Origin of the sequence: Cupriavidus sp. MP-37 (assembly GCF_020618415.1) — a bacterium.
Taxonomy (GTDB): Bacteria; Pseudomonadota; Gammaproteobacteria; order Burkholderiales; family Burkholderiaceae; genus Cupriavidus.
Window position 1 is genome coordinate 1,791,605 of the sequence record NZ_CP085344.1, and the last position, 17,552, is coordinate 1,809,156.

General features: G+C 68.2%; 17 protein-coding genes. 16 read left to right on the plus strand and 1 reads right to left on the minus strand.

What is annotated here, in order from left to right; translation table 11 throughout:
- Positions 1–174 precede the first annotated feature (174 nt).
- The 16 genes from LIN44_RS08410 to LIN44_RS08485 all read left to right on the plus strand — a co-directional run bounded on the left by LIN44_RS08410 (position 175) and on the right by LIN44_RS08485 (position 16,969).
- On the plus strand, positions 175–1,041 hold the full coding sequence (locus tag LIN44_RS08410; RefSeq protein WP_227314302.1) for an EAL domain-containing protein: 867 nt from the start codon (positions 175–177) through the stop codon (positions 1,039–1,041).
- A complete protein-coding gene (locus LIN44_RS08415) occupies positions 1,038–1,709 on the plus strand; it encodes an alpha/beta hydrolase (protein WP_227314303.1) in 672 nt (223 codons plus the stop codon). Before LIN44_RS08410 ends, LIN44_RS08415 begins: the two co-directional genes overlap by 4 nt.
- 154 nt (positions 1,710–1,863) lie before the next feature.
- The gene (gene cysT / locus LIN44_RS08420; RefSeq protein ID WP_227314304.1) at positions 1,864–2,823 is read left to right on the plus strand and encodes a sulfate ABC transporter permease subunit CysT; all 960 of its coding nucleotides are present in this window, start codon (positions 1,864–1,866) and stop codon (positions 2,821–2,823) included.
- A gap of 1 nt (position 2,824) precedes the next feature.
- Positions 2,825–3,766, plus strand: a complete 942-nt coding sequence (gene cysW, locus LIN44_RS08425; protein ID WP_227314305.1) for a sulfate ABC transporter permease subunit CysW — start codon at positions 2,825–2,827, stop codon at positions 3,764–3,766.
- Positions 3,763–4,875: a sulfate/molybdate ABC transporter ATP-binding protein gene (locus LIN44_RS08430; RefSeq protein WP_227314306.1), complete on the plus strand. Its 1,113-nt coding sequence runs from the start codon at positions 3,763–3,765 to the stop codon at positions 4,873–4,875. The genes cysW and LIN44_RS08430 overlap by 4 nt, the downstream gene beginning before the upstream one ends.
- A complete protein-coding gene (locus LIN44_RS08435; RefSeq protein ID WP_012353037.1) occupies positions 4,872–5,816 on the plus strand; it encodes a CysB family HTH-type transcriptional regulator in 945 nt (314 codons plus the stop codon). Before LIN44_RS08430 ends, LIN44_RS08435 begins: the two co-directional genes overlap by 4 nt.
- 246 nt (positions 5,817–6,062) lie before the next feature.
- Positions 6,063–6,458 (plus strand): terminase, encoded by a 396-nt coding sequence (locus LIN44_RS08440; protein ID WP_227314307.1) that lies wholly within the window; start codon positions 6,063–6,065, stop codon positions 6,456–6,458.
- Positions 6,459–6,518: 60 nt separating this feature from the next.
- Positions 6,519–7,694 (plus strand): sensor histidine kinase, encoded by a 1,176-nt coding sequence (locus LIN44_RS08445; RefSeq protein WP_227314308.1) that lies wholly within the window; start codon positions 6,519–6,521, stop codon positions 7,692–7,694.
- A 118-nt stretch (positions 7,695–7,812) separates the two neighbouring features.
- Positions 7,813–8,628, plus strand: coding sequence for a LytTR family DNA-binding domain-containing protein (locus tag LIN44_RS08450; protein ID WP_227314309.1), 816 nt, complete (start codon positions 7,813–7,815; stop codon positions 8,626–8,628).
- Positions 8,629–8,781: 153 nt separating this feature from the next.
- The gene (locus LIN44_RS08455) at positions 8,782–10,044 is read left to right on the plus strand and encodes an MFS transporter (protein ID WP_227314310.1); all 1,263 of its coding nucleotides are present in this window, start codon (positions 8,782–8,784) and stop codon (positions 10,042–10,044) included.
- A 67-nt stretch (positions 10,045–10,111) separates the two neighbouring features.
- Entirely contained in the window at positions 10,112–11,851 is a 1,740-nt protein-coding gene (locus LIN44_RS08460) for a thiamine pyrophosphate-binding protein (RefSeq protein ID WP_227314311.1), read from the plus strand.
- A 49-nt stretch (positions 11,852–11,900) separates the two neighbouring features.
- A complete protein-coding gene (rraA, locus tag LIN44_RS08465) occupies positions 11,901–12,398 on the plus strand; it encodes a ribonuclease E activity regulator RraA (RefSeq protein WP_227314312.1) in 498 nt (165 codons plus the stop codon).
- Between the two features lie 2 nt (positions 12,399–12,400).
- Positions 12,401–12,817 (plus strand): gamma-glutamylcyclotransferase, encoded by a 417-nt coding sequence (locus LIN44_RS08470; RefSeq protein WP_227314313.1) that lies wholly within the window; start codon positions 12,401–12,403, stop codon positions 12,815–12,817.
- A gap of 114 nt (positions 12,818–12,931) precedes the next feature.
- Positions 12,932–13,879, plus strand: coding sequence for an alpha/beta fold hydrolase (locus LIN44_RS08475; protein ID WP_227314314.1), 948 nt, complete (start codon positions 12,932–12,934; stop codon positions 13,877–13,879).
- A gap of 337 nt (positions 13,880–14,216) precedes the next feature.
- Positions 14,217–15,512 (plus strand): isocitrate lyase, encoded by a 1,296-nt coding sequence (gene aceA, locus LIN44_RS08480; RefSeq protein WP_227314315.1) that lies wholly within the window; start codon positions 14,217–14,219, stop codon positions 15,510–15,512.
- 695 nt (positions 15,513–16,207) lie between these two features.
- Entirely contained in the window at positions 16,208–16,969 is a 762-nt protein-coding gene (locus tag LIN44_RS08485) for a M48 family metalloprotease (RefSeq protein WP_227314316.1), read from the plus strand.
- 82 nt (positions 16,970–17,051) lie between these two features.
- Here the strand turns inward: LIN44_RS08485 and LIN44_RS08490 are convergent, their stop codons facing one another.
- Positions 17,052–17,486: a universal stress protein gene (locus tag LIN44_RS08490; protein ID WP_012353026.1), complete on the minus strand. Its 435-nt coding sequence runs from the start codon at positions 17,484–17,486 to the stop codon at positions 17,052–17,054.
- Positions 17,487–17,552: the final 66 nt, after the last annotated feature.

Here is a 17,552-nt window from a genome sequence, read left to right on the forward strand (position 1 = left end):
TCGCGCCCGGCCACGCATGGCCTTAGTGCCGGCCGCGCATATCGTCAGTGCCGAATCTTCATACGCCGGCGCCCGCCAAGCTCCTATCATGAGCAGGCAGGGGCTGCTGGCATCGCGCTTGCCCTTACCAATCAGACCGCCGGCCCGAGCGGCCCGGTCAACCCAAGGATCACCATGCCAGGCGTGCATGAACCCGCGGGCGCAGCGTCTGCGCTCCAACGCTATCTCGAATCGCTGCCGCGCCAGCCGCTGGCGGACCGGCAACTGTGGCGCGATGCGCGCGGGCAGGTGCAGGGCCAGTTCTTCAACTGCTCGCTGACCAGCGCGTTCGAGCCGCTGGTCACGCTGGCCGACCGGCAGGTGGTGGCGCATGAAGGCGCCATCCATACCTACGCCGAGGACGGCGTCGGCCTGGCGGCGTGGAAGCTGTTCGCGATGGCGGCGGACGACCACACGCTGGTGTCGCTGGACCGGCTCTCGCGCCTGTTGCATGCCATCAACTACTTTGCCGCGGACGGCGAGCACAAGCTGGTGCTGAACGTGCACAACCGGCTGCTGGCCGCGGTGGCCGACGACCACGGCGCGGCCTTCCGGCGCGCGCTGCAGTCGCTGGGGTTGCCGCTGGAGCGCTTTGTGATCCAGGTGCCGGCCAGCGCCAATGACGACCTCGGGCTGCTGCTGCATGTAGTCGGCAACTACCGGCGCAATGGCTTTGCGGTGAGCCTGCAGGCCTCGGATCCGGCGGAGGCGGGGGCGCTGATGGCGCATGCGCTGCCGGACTGGCTCAAGCTCGACATGCGCCGCACCTGGACCGACCGCCAGCTGTCCGGCCTGCGCGCCAGCGCGGCCAGCGCCGGCGTCACGCTGATCGGGCGGCGCCTGCAGGATGCCGAGAGCATCGAGCGCCTGCAGGCCGCCGGCATCGGGCTGGGGCAGGGCGCCTTTGCCGGCGGGCTGGTGAGCGCGGCCGGGCTGCGCGCGGTAGACGGTGCGGCTGCGCATGCCGCAAGACCCCATGCACTGAGCGAGGAACCGGTATGACGCAATCGGACAGGACCGCGCCGGGCCGCGCCACGCGGCTGGAAATTCCCCGTCATCTGCAGATGCTGACGGTGCCGGGGTTGCACGGCAGTGGCCCGGGGCACTGGCAGAGCCGCTGGGAACAGCAGTTTCCGGACTGGCAGCGGGTCGAGCAGCACGACTGGTCGCGGCCGAGCCTGCCGCTGTGGGCCGAGCGCGTCTCGGAAGGCGTGATGCGGGCCCGGCGCGTGGCCGCGCGCGGCGCCGTGCTGGTGGCGCACAGCTTCGGCTGCCTGGCCACGCTGCGCCAGGCGGCGCTGGACCCGGTCGGCATCGCCGGCGCGTTGCTGGTGGCGCCGGCGGATCCGGACAAGTTCGGCGTGGCGGCATTGCTGCCGGCCTACCGGCTGCCGTTCCCGACCATACTCGCGGCCAGCCGCAACGACCCGTGGATGCCGCAGCGCACCGCATTCTCGTGGGGCACGCTGTGGGGCAGCGAGCTGGTCGACGTCGGCTATCTTGGGCATATCAATGCCGATTCGGGCCTGGGCGAGTGGCCGGAAGGCCTCGCGTTGCTCGATGCGCTGGTGCAGCGTATCGCCCAGGCCGGCGACAGCGGCACCGCAAGTGCTTCAACCACCCCTTGGGAGGCAGGGGTGGAGGTCGCCTCGACGGTCCCTTATATCTAAACCGTCTAAGAAAATTCATAAAGATTCGTTCTTTTTATAAAGGCGGCTCTGCAGAATCTGTCTCGTAGGCCGGCGCAATATGCGCCGGCGTCATAAAGAACGGCGTGCCGGACCGGGCCCAGCCTGGCAGCGCACCGCTCACAGACGAGACGACATGCCTCCATCCATCTCCCTGGCGGACACGCCGCCGCCAGTCGCCCCCCGCGCGCCCGAGTCCGGCGCGCGCGCGCCGCGCAACCCGTCCAGGCAGCGCTTCACCGTGCTGCCGGGCTTCGGCCTGTCGCTCGGGTTCACGCTGTTCTACCTGACGCTGATCGTGCTGGTGCCGTTGTCGGCCACGTTCCTGAAGACGTTTACGATGACGTGGGACGCGTTCTGGAGCGCGATCACGGCGCCGCGCGTGGTGGCATCGCTGCAGCTGAGTTTCGGCGCGTCGCTGATCGCGGCCATCGTCAATACGGTGTTCGGGCTGATCGTGGCATGGGTGCTGGTGCGCTACCGCTTCGTCGGCAAGCGCCTGATCGATGCGCTGGTCGACCTGCCGTTCGCGTTGCCGACCGCGGTGGCGGGCATCGCGCTGACCGCGCTGTTCGCCGGCAACGGCTGGATCGGCCGCTACCTGGAGCCGCTCGGCATCAAGGTCGCGTTCACGCCGCTGGGCGTGGTGGTGGCGCTGACCTTTATCGGCCTGCCGTTCGTGGTGCGCACGGTGCAGCCGGTGCTGGAAGACGTCGAGCAGGAACTGGAAGAAGCGGCGGCCAGCCTGGGTGCCAACCGGCTGCAAACCTTCCGCCGCGTGATCCTGCCGGCGATCCTGCCGGCGCTGCTGACCGGCTTCGCACTGAGCTTCGCGCGCGCCACCGGCGAGTACGGCTCGGTGGTGTTTATCTCGGGCAACATGCCGATGGTGTCGGAGATCGCGCCGCTGATGATCTATTCCAAGCTGGAGCAGTACGACTATGCCGGCGCCACCGCGGTGGCGGTGGTGATGCTGGTGATCTCGTTCGCGCTGCTGCTGCTGATCAACCTGCTGCAGGCCTGGACGCGCCGCCACCAGTCGGGTGCGCGCGCGGCGCTGGCACCGGAAGCGCCCGCCACGGGCAAGGAGTTCTGAGATGGCCGGAGCAATCTCGGCACGCCTCGGCGGGCAGGGCGGCGCCAGGGCCCACCACCGCTTCGATGCAACGGGCGAGGCGCCATGGGTGCGCTACACGCTGATCGCGGTGGCGGTGCTGTTCCTGACGCTGTTCCTGTTCGTGCCGCTGGCGTCGGTGTTCTATGAAGCCTTGCGCAAGGGCGTGCAGACCTACTGGGAAGCGTTGGTCGAGCCCGACGCGCTGGCCGCGATCCAGCTCACGCTGACGGTGGCGGCGATCGCGGTGCCGCTGAACGTGGTGTTCGGCGTGGCGGCGGCGTGGGCCATCGCCAAGTTCGATTTCCGCGGCAAGAACCTGCTGATCACGCTGATCGACCTGCCGTTCTCGGTGTCGCCGGTGATCTCCGGCCTGGTCTACGTGCTGCTGTTCGGCGCGCAGGGCTGGCTGGGGCCGTGGCTGGAAGCGCACGACATCAAGATCATGTTCGCGGTGCCGGGCATCGTGCTGGCGACGATCTTCGTGACCTTTCCCTTCGTGGCGCGCGAGCTGATCCCGCTGATGCAGGCGCAGGGCAGCGAAGAGGAGGAGGCTGCGATCGTGCTGGGCGCGTCGGGCTGGCAGACCTTTCGCCATATCACGCTGCCCAATATCCGCTGGGGCCTGCTGTATGGCGTGATCCTGTGCAATGCGCGGGCGATGGGCGAGTTCGGCGCGGTGTCGGTGGTGTCGGGCCATATCCGCGGGCTGACCAACACCATGCCGCTGCACGTGGAGATTCTTTACAACGAATACAACTTCGCGGCCGCGTTCGCGGTGGCGTCGCTGCTGACACTGCTGGCGCTGGTGACCCTGGGCATCAAGACGCTGGTGGAATGGCGCGCCCGCAAGGAAACCGAAGAGGCCGCGCCGGAGCGGCCGCTGGCAAGCCTGCCGGCTTCAGTGCAAGGACAAGCATCATGAGCATCCAGGTCAAGAACGTAGAGAAGCGCTTTGGCGATTTCGTCGCGCTGGACCATGTCTCGCTCGATTTCGAAGAGGGCGAGCTGACCGCGCTGCTGGGGCCGTCCGGCTGCGGCAAGACCACGCTGCTGCGCATCATCGCCGGCCTCGAGCGCGCCGATGCCGGCCAGATCCTGCTGGCGGGGCGCGATGCCTCGGACCAGCATGTGCGCCAGCGCCAGGTGGGCTTCGTGTTCCAGCATTACGCGCTGTTCAAGCATATGAGCGTGTTCGAGAACGTCGCCTTCGGCCTGCGCGTGAAGCCGCGCGCCGAGCGCCCGAGCGAAGCGCAGATCCGCGAAAAAGTGCATGCGCTGCTCGATCTCGTGCAGCTCGACTGGCTGGCCGATCGCTACCCGTCGCAACTGTCGGGCGGGCAGCGCCAGCGCATCGCCCTGGCGCGCGCGCTGGCGGTGGAGCCGCGCGTGCTGCTGCTCGACGAACCGTTCGGCGCGCTCGATGCCAAGGTGCGCAAGGAACTGCGCCGCTGGCTGCGGCGCCTGCACGACGAGCTGCATGTGACCAGCGTGTTCGTCACGCACGACCAGGAAGAAGCGCTGGAAGTGGCCGACCAGGTGGTGCTGATGAATCGCGGCCGCGTCGAGCAGCACGGCTCGCCCGAGGCGGTCTACAACCATCCGGCCACGCCGTTCGTGTTCGGCTTCCTCGGCAACGTCAACCTGTTCCACGGGCGGCTCGAAGTGGGCGAGAGCGGCGGCCTGCTGCATACCGGCGAGGCGGTGCTGCCGGTGGTCGGCAGCGGCCACGAGAGCGCCGGCGATGCGGTCGCCTATGTCCGCCCGCACGACCTGGACCTGGAGCGCTATGCGCCCGGCGCCGACGGCATTGCCGTGACGCTGCGCCGTGCATTGACGCTGGGCCCGGTGGCGCAGCTCGAGCTTGAGCGCGAAGACAACCAGGACGTGATCGAAGTGGCGCTGCCGCTCGAGCGCTTCCGCCACGCGGGCTTCCGCGAGGGCGAGCTGCTCGCCGTGCGCCCGCGCCAGCTGCGCGTCTTTACGCAAGCCAACGGCACCGCCCCCACCCAAAAACCAGAGGCCGCACGATGAACTTCCAGCAACTCCGTTCGATCCGCGAGGCGGTGCGCCGCCAGTTCAACCTGACCGAGGTCGCCAACGCGCTCTATACCTCGCAGCCCGGCGTGTCGCGCCAGATTCGCGAGCTGGAAGAGGAACTGGGCGTCGAGATCTTCGAGCGCTACGGCAAGCGGCTGACCGGGCTGACCGAGCCCGGCCGCGAGATCGTGCGCATCGTCGAGCGCCTGCTGCTCGAGGCCGAGAACCTGCGCCAGGCCGGCGACGAATACGCCGGCCGCCACACCGGCCGGCTCACCGTCGCCACCACCCACACGCAGGCGCGCTATGCCTTGCCGCGCGTGGTGCAGGCCTTCCGCCGCGAATACCCGCATGTGACGCTGGCACTGCAGGAGGCGTCGCCGACGCATATCGTCGAGCTGCTGCTGACCGGGCAGGCCGATATCGGCATCGCCACCGAAGCGCTGGCGACCGAGGCCGGACTGACTTCGTTCGAGGCGTACAGCTGGCAGCACGTGCTGGTGGTGTCGCCGGACCACCCGCTCACGCGGCTGCCGGAACCGACGCTTGAAGACGTCGCCGGCTTCCAGCTGATCACCTACGACGCCGGCTTCACCGGCCGCCGCAAGATCGACAGCGCCTTTGCCGAGGCCGGCCTGCAGCCCGAGATCGTGCTGACGGCGCTCGACGCCGACGTGATCAAGACCTATGCCGAACTGGACCTGGGCGTCGGCATCATCGCCTCGATGGCCTATGACGAGCGCAAGGACTCGGGCCTGGTGCGGATCTCGGCCGACCACCTGTTCGCGCCCAACACCACCAGCGTGGCGGTGCGCCGCGGCGCCTACCTGCGCGGCTATGCGCACGCCTTCATCAACATGTTCGCGCCGCACCTGTCGCGCGATACCGTGAGCAGCGCGCTGTCCGAGCAGGACCGCCAGGCCCTGGCGGCCTGACCGGCGCGCGTCGCCGGCGGCACCTGCGCGCGCTGGGGGCCACGCCGTCCGCACCCGCACGGTGCCGTTCGCACCCCGTGCCCGCCGTTCGTCGCAACAGACTTTCTTCAGCCCCCGCCGCGGGGTACATTCCCTGCACGTGCCCGCGCTGGCATTCCGGCTGGCGCCGCACGTGTACCGCAGCGCAACAAAGTTTGCGCACGGCCGCCGGTCGGCAAGGACCGGGCAAGGGAGAGAGAGACGATCATGCGCGACGACGAACCGCTGCTGCGCTGGCAGTGGCGTGGCTATGCCCGCAACCACCAGCATCCCCGCAACCTGCTGCTGCATATTGTGGCCGTGCCGATGTTCATGGCCGGCACCGTGCTGGGCCTCTACGGCTTGCTGCGCCTGAACTTGCCGGCGATCGCGCTGGGCCTGGTCTGCATGGGCATGTCGATGGCGCTGCAGGGCCGCGGCCACCGGCTGGAAGCCCATGCGCCGGAGCCGTTTGCCGGGCCCGCTGACATCGCGGGACGGATTCTGGCCGAGCAATGGATCACCTTTCCGCGCTATGTGCTGTCGGGGCAATGGTGGCGCGCGCTGGTCGGCCGCGACCCGGCGCCTGTGCGTTCCGGCGATGCGACCGGACAGGGTGGCTGACGACCCGCATGTCGCCGTCACATCACCTGCTGTATTGCGCACGGCGAAAGCCGCGCTAACATGAACGCCATGGACCGCTGCTTCTCACACGCCTGCACCGCCATCCCGTCGCGCCTGAATATCCTCGGGCGCGACCTGCTGTTCGTGCTGTGCATGAACTCGGTGATCGCCATCAGCCTGAACTACGGCTTCCAGACCGGCGGCTCGCTGTGGCACAACTTCGTCTACAGCCAACTGATCGGCCTGTCGATCTGGGCGCTGATCGACATCCCGCGGGTGGTGATCTGGTGGAACGACCGGCCGCGGCGCTGGCCGTTCCTGCTGCTCGCCGCCGCGGCGGTGCCGGCCGGCGTGATATTCGGCAGCTGGGCCACGCGCGTGGTGCTGGACCTGCCGCCCAAGTCGGCCGACGAGGCCGGCGGCATGCTGCGCATGTGCCTGGTGGTGGGCATGCTGGCGGCCGCGTCGATGATCTATTTCTACTGGTCGCGCGAGAAGCTGGCGTCGCTGGAGCGGCAGGCGGCGCTGGACGCGCTGCAGCGTGAGGAAGCCGAAAAGCAGCTGGTGCGCGCGCAGCTGATGGCGCTGCAGGCACAGATCGAGCCGCACTTCCTGTTCAACTCGCTGGCCAACCTCGACGGGCTGATCGCCACCGATCCGCCGGCGGCGCGCCAGCTGCTGCAGCGGCTGATCGGCTTCCTGCGCATGTCGCTGGCGCATACCCGCGCCGAGCAATGCACGCTGCGCCAGGAGTTCGAGCTGCTGCGCAGCTATCTCGAGATCCAGGCGATGCGTTTCGGCCAGCGGCTCTCGTACGACATCGACCTGCCGCGCGAACTGGCGAAGGTAGAGATCCCGCCGATGCTGATCCAGCCGCTGGTGGAAAACGCGGTCACGCACGGCATCGAGCCCTGCATGATCGGCGGCCATATCCGGCTGTCGGCGCGCGCGGCTGGCGACAATGCGGTGCAGGTGGTGATCGCCGATACCGGGGTGGGTTTCGGCCATGCCTCGGGCAAGGGCTCGGGACTGGGCATCACCCATGTGCGCGAGCGGCTGGCGCGCATCTTCGGCGCGGCGGCGACCATGCAGATGGAAGAAAACACGCCGCGCGGCGTGGTGGTGCGGCTGACCTTGCCGCTGGAGCGCCCGGCCGAGGCGCCCACCGTGACCCAGACCGTCACCGCCGTGCCGGAAGGCATGCCGGTATCCGCCCCGGCCATGCCGCGGCTCTGACGGCCTGCCGGTTCGCCTGACAAGAACTAGCGCTGCAGGCGCCGGTATCGGTGCGCCTGCAGCGCCACCAAGCTGCTGACGCCAACGTCCCCACGCCCCCCAACGCCCCCACGCCCCCATGACCCCGACTCTGCTGATTGCCGACGATGAAGCGCTGCTCGCCCGCGTGCTCGAATCCGAACTGGCGGCCCTGTGGCCCGAGGCCAGGGTGGTGTCCGTGGTCCACGACGGCGTGGCGGCCCTGGCGGCGGCGCGCGAGCACCAGCCGCGCGTGGCCTTCCTCGATATCCGCATGCCGGGCATGAGCGGCATGGACGTGGCGCGCGAGCTGATCGAATTCGATGCTCCGCCGCTGGTGGTGTTCGTCACCGCCTACGACCAGTTTGCGCTGGAGGCCTTCGAGCGCGCCGCGGTGGACTACGTGCTCAAGCCGGTGCAGCGCGAACGGCTGGAAGCGACCGTCCAGCGCCTGAAGGACCGGCTGGCCGCGCCGGCGGAAGCGGAAGGCGGCGACGAGGAAGCCGCGGTGGCCGAGACCGACCGGCTCGGCCAGTTGCTGGCTCGCCTCGAATCGCTGGAAAACGCCGCCCCTGGCGCGCCGCAGCGGCAGTACCTGCGCTTTATCAAGGCACTGGTGGGGCAGGAGGTGCGCATCATTCCCGTCGATGAAGTGATCTACCTGGAAGCCACCGACAAATACGTCAACGTGGTCTCCGGCGCCGGCGAAGCGCTGATCCGCACCAGCCTGCGCGAACTGACGCAGCAGCTCGATCCCGAGCGCTTCTGGCAGGTGCACCGCGGCACCGTGGTCAACATCAGCTGCGTGGCCAGCGCGGTCAACCAGTCGCTGGGCCGGCTGTCGCTGCGGCTGCGCGACCGCCCGGAACTGCTGCCGGTGGCGCGCCAGTACGCGCACCTGTTCAAGCAGATGTGAGGGCGAGGGCAGGACATGCGCCGGCCCGGGCCGGGGCGGCGCGGCCGCCACCTGCCAGCAGCGTGCGCGGGTTTTCCTCTATGATGCGGGCTTCGGCCCGTATTTTTTGCCCGCCGCCCAGCCCACCGCATCGCCCCTCCGACCGCCCGCGCCATGTCCACCGCCGCCCTCGAACCCACGCCCAATTCCCTTCGCCACGACGCCCAGGTGATCGGGCTGGTGGGGCTGGCGCATGGGGTCTCGCATTTCTACCACCTGTTGCTGGCGCCGCTGTTCCCGTGGATCAAGGCGGAGTTCGGCCTCAGCTATGCCGAGCTAGGCCTGCTGATGACGGTGTTCTTCGCGGTCTCGGCGGTGGTGCAGACCGCGTCCGGTTTTGTCGTGGACCGCTTCGGCGCACGGCCGGTGCTGTTCGGCGGGCTGGCTTGCCTGGGCGCCGCGGCCTTGCTGCTGTCGGCCAGTCACGGCTATGCCGGGCTGCTGTTCGGCGCGGCGGTGGCGGGGCTGGGCAACGGCGTGTTCCACCCGGCCGACTTCACGCTGCTGAACAAGCATGTGTCGCAGCCGCGACTGGGCCACGCGTTCTCGGTGCACGGCATTTCGGGCAACCTGGGCTGGGCGGCGGCGCCGCTGTTCCTGGTGGCGATCGCCAACCTGGCCAGCTGGCGCGTGGCGCTGGCGGCGGCCTCGGCGGTGGCGTTTATCGTGCTGGCGGTGCTGGTGGCGCTGCGCCACGTGCTCGACCCGCGCGAAGTGCAGGGCGCGGTGGGCCGGCCCGCGGCGCGGGCCGCGGGGGCGGGCGGCAGCGTGCTGGGCTTTCTGCGCCTGCCGCAGGTGTGGGTGTGCTGGGGCTTCTTCCTGCTGACGACGTTCTCCGCCGCCGGCATCCAGAGCTTTGCGCCCACCGCGCTGACTTATCTCTACGGCATGCCGTTCACGCTGGCCACCGCGTCGTACACCGTCTACATGCTGTGCAGCGCCGGCGGCATGATCGTCGGCGGCTTTGCCGCCAGCCGCACCAGCAATCATGACCGCTTGATCGCGGTGAGCTTTACCGTGTCGGGGCTGATGGCGGTGCTGGTGGGGCTGAACCTGGTGCCGGCGCTGCTGGTGCCGGTGCTGATGGGCGTGATCGGCTTTGGCGCCGGCACCGCCGGCCCCTCGCGCGACCTGCTGGTGCGCGCGGCGGCACCGGCCGGCGCCACCGGGCGCGTCTACGGCGTGGTCTATTCCGGGCTGGATATCGGCCTGGCCTGCGGCCCGCTGTTCTTCGGCGCGCTGATGGATGCCAGGCTGCCGGCCTGGGTCTTCTTCATGATCGGCGGCTTCCAGCTGCTGTCGATCTTTACCGCGGTGACCGTCGGCAACGGCAACCGCTCGCGCAGCCAGGCCGCGGCACGGGCGGAGGCCGCCTAGCCCGGGCCAGACCACCTGGCGCGCCAGCCCACCGCTATCCGAATCCGCTTGCCTGAGGAACGTTTCCATGCCAACGACGCCGGCCAACGCCACCCAGCCTGAAGAGACCGATCGTGGCACGCCGCTGCCGGGCGGCCATATCCTGGTCGATGCGCTGCTGGCGCACGGCGCCGAGCTGGCCTTCGGCGTGCCGGGCGAAAGCTACCTGGCGGTGCTCGATGGCTTCCACCGCCGCCGCGACCGCTTGCGCTTCATCGTCTGCCGCCAGGAGGGCGGGGCCGCGGTGATGGCCGAAGCCTACGGCAAACTGACCGGCCGTCCCGGGCTGGCCTTCTGCACGCGCGGGCCTGGCGCCACCAATGCCAGCATCGGCGTGCATACCGCGTTCCAGGACTCGACCCCGATGATCCTGTTCATCGGCCAGGTCGGCACTGATTTCATCGACCGCGAGGCCTTCCAGGAAATCGACTACCGCCGCATGTTCGGCCAGATGGCCAAGTGGGTGGCGCAGATCGACCGGGTCGAGCGCATCCCCGAATACATCGCGCGCGCTTACCAGACCGCCACCTCGGGCCGTCCGGGCCCGGTGGTGCTGGCGCTGCCGGAAGACATGCTGGCGCAGACCGCCGCGGTGCCGCAGTTGCAGGCCTATCAGCGCGTCATGGCCTGGCCCGGCGAGGCCGAGCTGGCGCGGCTGGCCGAAATGCTCGACGCCGCCGAGCGCCCGTTCGTGCTGGCCGGCGGCAGCGGCTGGACGCCGCAGGCCTGCGCCGACCTGCAGGCCTTTGCCGAGCGCTTCAGGCTGCCGGTGGGCTGCGCCTTCCGCGGCCAGGACCTGTTCGACAACCGCCATCCCAACTACGCCGGCGATGTCGGCATCGGCATCAATCCCGCGCTGGCCGAGCGCATCTGCAACGCCGACCTGGTGCTTGCGATCGGCCCGCGGCTGGGCGAGATGACCACCGGCGGCTACGCACTGATCGCCGCGCCGCGCCCCGTCCAGAAGCTGGTCCATGTGCACGCCGGCGCCGAAGAGCTGGGCAGCGTGTACCAGGCCGACCTGATGATCCAGGCCGCGATGCCCGCCATCGCCGCGCGCCTGGCCGGCCTGCAGCCGCCGGCCGCGCCCCGCTGGCAAGCCTGGACCGAAGCCGCGCACGCCGATTACGAACGCTACCTGCAGCCGCCGCCGTTCACCGGGCAGGGCGTCGACATGGCCGAAGTCATCCGCACGCTCGACCAGTCGCTGCCGGCCGACGCGGTGGTGACCAACGGCGCCGGCAACTATGCCGGCTGGCTGCACCGCTATTTCCACTATCGCCCGTTCACCGCAGGCGGCCGCGGCCAGCTGGCGCCGACCAGCGGCGCGATGGGCTATGGCGTGCCGGCGGCAGTGGGTGCCAAGATCGCCTTCCCGCAGCGTACCGTGGTGGCGCTGGCCGGCGACGGCTGCTTCCTGATGAATGGCCAGGAACTTGCTACGTCGATGCAATACCAGGCGCCGGTGATTATCATCGTCGTCAACAACGGCATGTACGGCACCATCCGCATGCATCAGGAACGCGAATACCCGACGCATGTGTCCGGCACCGAGCTGCGCAATCCCGATTTTGCCGCGCTGGCGCGCGCCTATGGGGCACGCGGCGCTACCGTGACCACCACCGGGGCCTTTGCGCCGGCGTTGCGCGAGGCGCTGGCCGCGCCGGTGTCGACGCTGATCGAAATCCAGGTGGACCCGGACGTGATCACGCCGCGCACCACGCTGAGCGCGATCCGGGCGCAGGCGCTGGCCAGCCAGAAACCGTGACGCTGCGCGACCCGACCGCATACTTTCTTACCGACCAGGAGACCCCGAGATGAAGCCCGTCACCACCGACCTGTGCGACGCCCATGAAGACCGCCTTGCCGACGGCACGCTGCGCGTGATGGCGCCGGTGTTCCGCGCCTTCGGCAAGCAGCTTGCGTTTGCCGGTCCGGCGGCGACGCTCAAGGTATTCGAAGACAACTCGCTGGTGCGCGCCACGCTGGAGTCGCCGGGCCACGGCCGCGTGCTGGTGATCGACGGCGGCGGCTCGCTGCGCTGCGCGCTGGTGGGCGGCAACCTGGGCCTGCTGGCCGAGAAGAACGGCTGGGTCGGCATCGTCGTCAATGGCTGCATCCGCGATACCGCCGAACTGGACGTGTGCGACATCGGCATCCGCGCGCTGGCCGCGCACCCGCAGAAGAGCCAGAAGCGCAACGTGGGCGAGAGTGAGGTCACGGTGCAGATGCCGGGCGCCGTGGTGCGCCCGGGCAACTGGATCTATGTCGATGCCGACGGGATCCTGGTCGCCGACGAAAAGCTGGAGCGCTGAGCATGCCGCGCGTCTTTGTCTACGGCACGCTGCGCGCCGGCGAGGTCAACGACCTGAACGCCGCCGCCCGGCGCCACGGCATTGCCGCGCCCACGCTGCTGGGCACGGCTGCGGTGGCCGGCAGGCTCTATGACTTTGGCACCTATCCCGGCCTGGTGCCGGATGCCGGCGGCGGGCCGGTGGTCGGCGATATCTACGAGATTGCCGAAGCCCTGCTGCCGGTGCTGGATGAAATCGAGGAAGTTTATCCGGGGCAAGCGACGCTGTTCGTGCGCGAGGAACAGGCGGTGCAGCTCGACGGCCAGCCCGTCGCCTGCCTGCTGTACCCGGTGGCCGACGCCGCGGTCGCTACGCTGCCGCGCATCGACAGCGGCGACTGGGTCGCCTATCGGCGCGCCCGCGATACGGCCGCGGCCTGAATCCGGGACGCGTTTCAAACAGGCGCGCCCATTTGCGGTGCCCTTGGCGGCGCCGTTTGCTTTTTTTTTGCGTAGCATGGCCGACCATGACATCGACCCATGGAACCGACGGCCATGCCTGCTCCGCAAGTCCCGCAGCCAGTCTCGCAATCGTGCTTCATCGATGCCGGCGACGTGAGCCTCGCCGCTAGGCGCTGGGGCGAGCCCGGGCCGATGCGGCCCACCGTCGTGCTGGTGCATGGCTATCCCGACAACAGCGAGGTCTGGCACGCCGTGGCGGCGCAGCTGGCCGGGCGCTTCGACGTGGTGGCCTACGATGTGCGCGGCGCCGGGCGCTCGACCGCACCGCAGGCAACCGCGGCCTACCGGCTGCAGAAGCTGGCCGACGACTTCATCGCCGTGATCGACGCGGTGTCGCCGCAGCGCGCGGTGCACCTGGTCGGCCACGACTGGGGCTCGATCCAGGGCTGGGAATTCGTTACCGATCCCCGTCTCCAGGGGCGCATTGCCTCCTTCACCTCCTGCTCCGGCCCGTGCCTGGACCACGCGGCCATCGCGCTGCGCGAACTGCGCCAGCAACAATCGCCGGCGGCGCTGGGTCAGGCGCTGCGCCAGCTTGTGGCATCCTGGTACATCGGCTTTTTCCACTTGCCATGGCTGCCCGAGTTGTCCTGGCGCCTCTGGCTGGGCCGGGCGTGGCCCAGCTACCTGCGCCTGACCGAGGGCTTGCGCGTCGGACCGAACCCCACCCAGGCCGCGGACGGTTGCCATGGCGTGCGGCTGTACCGCGCCAATATCCTGCCGGCGCTGCGCGCGCCACGACGCCGAGCTGCGCATGCGCCGGTGCAGCTGATCGTGCCGCTGCATGACCGTTACGTGAAGCCCGCGGTGACCGAGGGCATGCACCGCTGGACCTCGCAACTCTGGCGCCGCACGGTGCCGGCGCAGCACTGGCTGCCATTGGCGGACCCGGCCGGGTTTGCGGCGATGGTCGGAGAATTTGTCGACCATATCGAGGGCGCGCCGGCCTCAACGGCGCTGCGCGCGAGTCGCGTCCACTAGCAGTTTGCGCCACATCTGCCCATTTTTCATTATGTGAAAAATGGTTTTGGACCACAAAAATACCGGTTTGCGAAGCACAACGCCATTTCTCATGATGGAAGATTCTGTCCCGCATCATGGAATATTTTTGGCAACTATATGATTTAAAAGAAAAATAAAACCAGGGCAAGGCACGGGTTCGGGGTTGTTGCGACGCCGCAGCGTTCTCTACACTCTTATATAAGACACAGGACCTTGGGAGCGTAACCAGCGGCCAGCGCATCGGCGACGCGACGCAGCCCGGGTCAGGCGAGCACGAAATCGTCAGCCATCCCCCATCACGTTCAGGAGAGTGATCATGAACCGCCAAGAGCAGATCCAGGCCCTGCAGAAAGACTGGGATACCAATCCGCGCTGGAAAGGTATCCGGCGCAACTTCACGGCCGAAGACGTGGTGCGCCTGCGTGGATCGGTCCAGGTGGAGCACACCCTGGCACGCCGGGGGGCCGAGAAGCTGTGGAAGCTGTTGCACACCGAGCCGTTCGTCAACTCGCTTGGCGCGCTGACCGGCAACCAGGCCATGCAGCAGGTCAAGGCTGGCCTGAAGGCGATCTACCTGTCGGGCTGGCAAGTCGCCGGCGACGCCAACCTGGCCGGCGAAATGTACCCCGACCAGTCGCTGTACCCGGCCAACTCGGTGCCGCAAGTGGTCAAGCGCATCAACAACACCTTCCAGCGCGCCGACCAGATCCAGTGGAGCGAAGGGACGGGCGACACCGACTTCTTCGCCCCGATCGTGGCCGACGCGGAGGCCGGCTTCGGCGGCGTGCTGAATGCCTTTGAACTGATGAAGGCCATGATCGAAGCGGGCGCCGCCGGCGTGCACTTCGAAGACCAGCTCGCCTCGGTGAAGAAATGCGGCCACATGGGCGGCAAAGTGCTGGTGCCGACCCGCGAAGCCGTCGCCAAGCTGACCGCCGCGCGCCTGGCCGCCGACGTCTCGGGCGTGCCGACCCTGGTGATCGCCCGTACCGACGCCGAGGCCGCCGACCTGCTGACCTCGGACATCGACGACAACGACAAGCCGTTCTGCACCGGCGAGCGCACCGTGGAAGGCTTCTACCGCGTCCGCAACGGCCTGGAGCAGTCGATCTCGCGCGCGCTGGCCTACGCCGAGGTGGCCGACCTGGTGTGGTGCGAAACCGGCAAGCCGGACCTGGAGTTCGCCAAGAAGTTTGCCGAAGCCGTGCACGCCCGCTTCCCGGGCAAGATGCTGGCCTACAACTGCTCGCCGTCGTTCAACTGGAAGAAGAACCTCGACGACGCCACCATCGCCAGGTTCCAGCGCGAACTGGGCGCGATGGGCTACAAGTTCCAGTTCATCACGCTGGCCGGCTTCCACTCGCTCAACTATTCGATGTTCAACCTGGCCTACGGCTACGCCCGCAACCAGATGAGCGCGTTCGTCGAATTGCAGGAAGCCGAGTTCAAGGCCGCCGAGAAGGGCTTCACCGCGGTCAAGCACCAGCGCGAAGTCGGCACCGGTTACTTCGACGCTGTGACCCAGACCATCGAAGGCGGCCAGTCGTCGACGACCGCGCTGAAGGGTTCGACCGAAGACGAGCAGTTCTTCGAAGACAAGAAAGTGGCCTGACTCTCCTGGTCACTCCCGCCGGCTCGTGGGTCCGGCGGGATTCGGAAGGGCGTGCGACCATCACGCTCTTCCTTTTAGGCGACGCGCCGTTCTCTCTCAGGGACGGCGCGATTTTTTTATTCTCAATGCGACTGCCGCACATGCGCCGGATGCGGGAGCGCGTACCGGCGATTCACTCGAAGGTGCCAGCCGCCTTGGAGAGCGTCCACCCCACGCCGAGACATAGACCAACCCATCCAAGCGCGATCAGGGCGACGTCGTGCCAGTTCATCGTGCGACGCCCAGGCCGACGCAATTTGAAGGTGTCCCGTGACGAAGGCATGGCTGTCTCCCTCGAAAGCATGGGAACAGGCTAGGGCACCGATCCGGGATTTCACGGAACGATTTGTAAAGGTTTGTTGCGGTGCGGATGAGCCACTCCCATTGATCCGGCAAGTCCATTCCCTTCATCGCGCGGGCGGGCACGACCGTGGTTCCTGCGGCCGGACCGCGCTGACTCGCTGGGGGAATCGCTGCAAACGTGCACGGGGCCGCCGCACTTTTTGCGCCCTTCGAACTGGAAGATTATCCAAATGCAACAAATTGTCATTTTTGGCGGCTTGCAGCATTTGGGTGATTCCCTCGCGCGGGCAGATGGCTTAAAGTGCCGGGGCCTTTATCGGCACACTCCGAGCCACCTGACCCAGAACAACATCATGAAAGCAACTCTCTCGCTCGCTTCCTGCGCCGTCGCGGCGGCACTGCTGGCCGGCTGTTCCGGCGGCATGCCCACCAGTGTCGACGGCATGCTGAGCGCCGGCACCTCGCTGGCCAAGGCTGCCACGCTGTCGGACGCCGATGTCAAGAGCCTGTCGGACCAGGCCTGCGCGGAATCGGACAAGACCAACAAGATCGCCGCGGCCAACAGCACTTACAACAAGCGCCTGGTCAAGATCATGAGCGGGCTGAAGAACAGCGACGTGCCCAATGTCAATGCCAAGGTCTACCTGACCAAGGACGTCAACGCCTGGGCCATGGCCAACGGCTGCGTGCGCGTGTACAGCGGCCTGATGGACATGATGACCGACGACGAAGTGCGCGGCGTGCTGGGCCACGAGCTGGGCCACGTGGCGCTGGGCCACACCAAGAAGGCCATGCAGGTGGCCTACACCGCCACCGCGGCGCGCGGCGCGGCGGCTTCGGCCGGCAACGGCGCGGTGGCGGCGCTGTCTCAATCGCAGTTGGGCGAACTGGGCGAGAAGCTGATCAACGCGCAGTTCTCGCAGTCGCAGGAGACCGCGGCCGACGACTACTCGTTCGACCTGCTGACCAAGAACAAGGCCAGCACCAAGGGCCTGGTCACGGCGTTCCAGAAGCTGGCCAAGCTCGACGGCGGCAAGTCCAGCATGTTCTCGTCGCACCCGGGCTCGGAAGACCGCGCCAAGCACATCGAGCAGCGCATGAGCAAGGCTTCGTAAGCCGCCCGCGCAAGCAAAAAAACCGCCCGCACCGGTCATGCCGGTGCGGGCGGTTTGACTTTGGCGCGCGCTGCGCCCTGGTTCAGCGGTAGACGATCACCGGAATGTCGGTATGCGTCAGCACCTTCTGCGTCTCGCTGCCGAGCAGCAGGCCGGACAGTCCGCGGCGGCCGTGCGAGGCCATGAAGATCACGTCGCAGCCATGGCGCTCGGCCGCGTCGATGATGCCCAGGTAGGGCACGGCAAAGGTGGACATGTCGGCGTCGAAGGTCACGCCGGCCGCCGTGGCCAGGTTCTCGACCTCTTTCAGATACAGCTTGGCCTGGTTCTCGATGCGGTCCTTGAACGCCTGCGGGGCCTCGACCACGATCTCGCTGAACGGCGTGTACGGGTATTCCTCCAGGCAGACATAGGCCGTGACGCGCGCGCCGATGGCCTTGGCGAGCTCCAGTCCGCCGTTGATGGCTTTCTTGGAGAGTTCCGAGCCGTCGGTGGGAAGCAGGATATGTTGGAACATGCGGGGCTCCTTTGCTGACTAGGGGTCGGGGCAGGGCGCCCGCCGCTTCGCGGTGCGCGCGGTGCG

Bases quoted from the DNA above. Each gene is read 5' to 3' on its own strand.
- LIN44_RS08410 (WP_227314302.1), top strand. From the start codon at position 175: ATGCCAGGCGTGCATGAACCCGCGGGCGCAGCGTCTGCGCTCCAACGC.
- LIN44_RS08415 (WP_227314303.1), top strand. From the start codon at position 1,038: ATGACGCAATCGGACAGGACCGCGCCGGGCCGCGCCACGCGGCTGGAA.
- cysT (WP_227314304.1), top strand. From the start codon at position 1,864: ATGCCTCCATCCATCTCCCTGGCGGACACGCCGCCGCCAGTCGCCCCC.
- cysW (WP_227314305.1), top strand. From the start codon at position 2,825: ATGGCCGGAGCAATCTCGGCACGCCTCGGCGGGCAGGGCGGCGCCAGG.
- LIN44_RS08430 (WP_227314306.1), top strand. From the start codon at position 3,763: ATGAGCATCCAGGTCAAGAACGTAGAGAAGCGCTTTGGCGATTTCGTC.
- LIN44_RS08435 (WP_012353037.1), top strand. From the start codon at position 4,872: ATGAACTTCCAGCAACTCCGTTCGATCCGCGAGGCGGTGCGCCGCCAG.
- LIN44_RS08440 (WP_227314307.1), top strand. From the start codon at position 6,063: ATGCGCGACGACGAACCGCTGCTGCGCTGGCAGTGGCGTGGCTATGCC.
- LIN44_RS08445 (WP_227314308.1), top strand. From the start codon at position 6,519: ATGAACGCCATGGACCGCTGCTTCTCACACGCCTGCACCGCCATCCCG.
- LIN44_RS08450 (WP_227314309.1), top strand. From the start codon at position 7,813: ATGACCCCGACTCTGCTGATTGCCGACGATGAAGCGCTGCTCGCCCGC.
- LIN44_RS08455 (WP_227314310.1), top strand. From the start codon at position 8,782: ATGTCCACCGCCGCCCTCGAACCCACGCCCAATTCCCTTCGCCACGAC.
- LIN44_RS08460 (WP_227314311.1), top strand. From the start codon at position 10,112: ATGCCAACGACGCCGGCCAACGCCACCCAGCCTGAAGAGACCGATCGT.
- rraA (WP_227314312.1), top strand. From the start codon at position 11,901: ATGAAGCCCGTCACCACCGACCTGTGCGACGCCCATGAAGACCGCCTT.
- LIN44_RS08470 (WP_227314313.1), top strand. From the start codon at position 12,401: ATGCCGCGCGTCTTTGTCTACGGCACGCTGCGCGCCGGCGAGGTCAAC.
- LIN44_RS08475 (WP_227314314.1), top strand. From the start codon at position 12,932: ATGCCTGCTCCGCAAGTCCCGCAGCCAGTCTCGCAATCGTGCTTCATC.
- aceA (WP_227314315.1), top strand. From the start codon at position 14,217: ATGAACCGCCAAGAGCAGATCCAGGCCCTGCAGAAAGACTGGGATACC.
- LIN44_RS08485 (WP_227314316.1), top strand. From the start codon at position 16,208: ATGAAAGCAACTCTCTCGCTCGCTTCCTGCGCCGTCGCGGCGGCACTG.
- LIN44_RS08490 (WP_012353026.1), bottom strand. From the start codon at position 17,486: ATGTTCCAACATATCCTGCTTCCCACCGACGGCTCGGAACTCTCCAAG.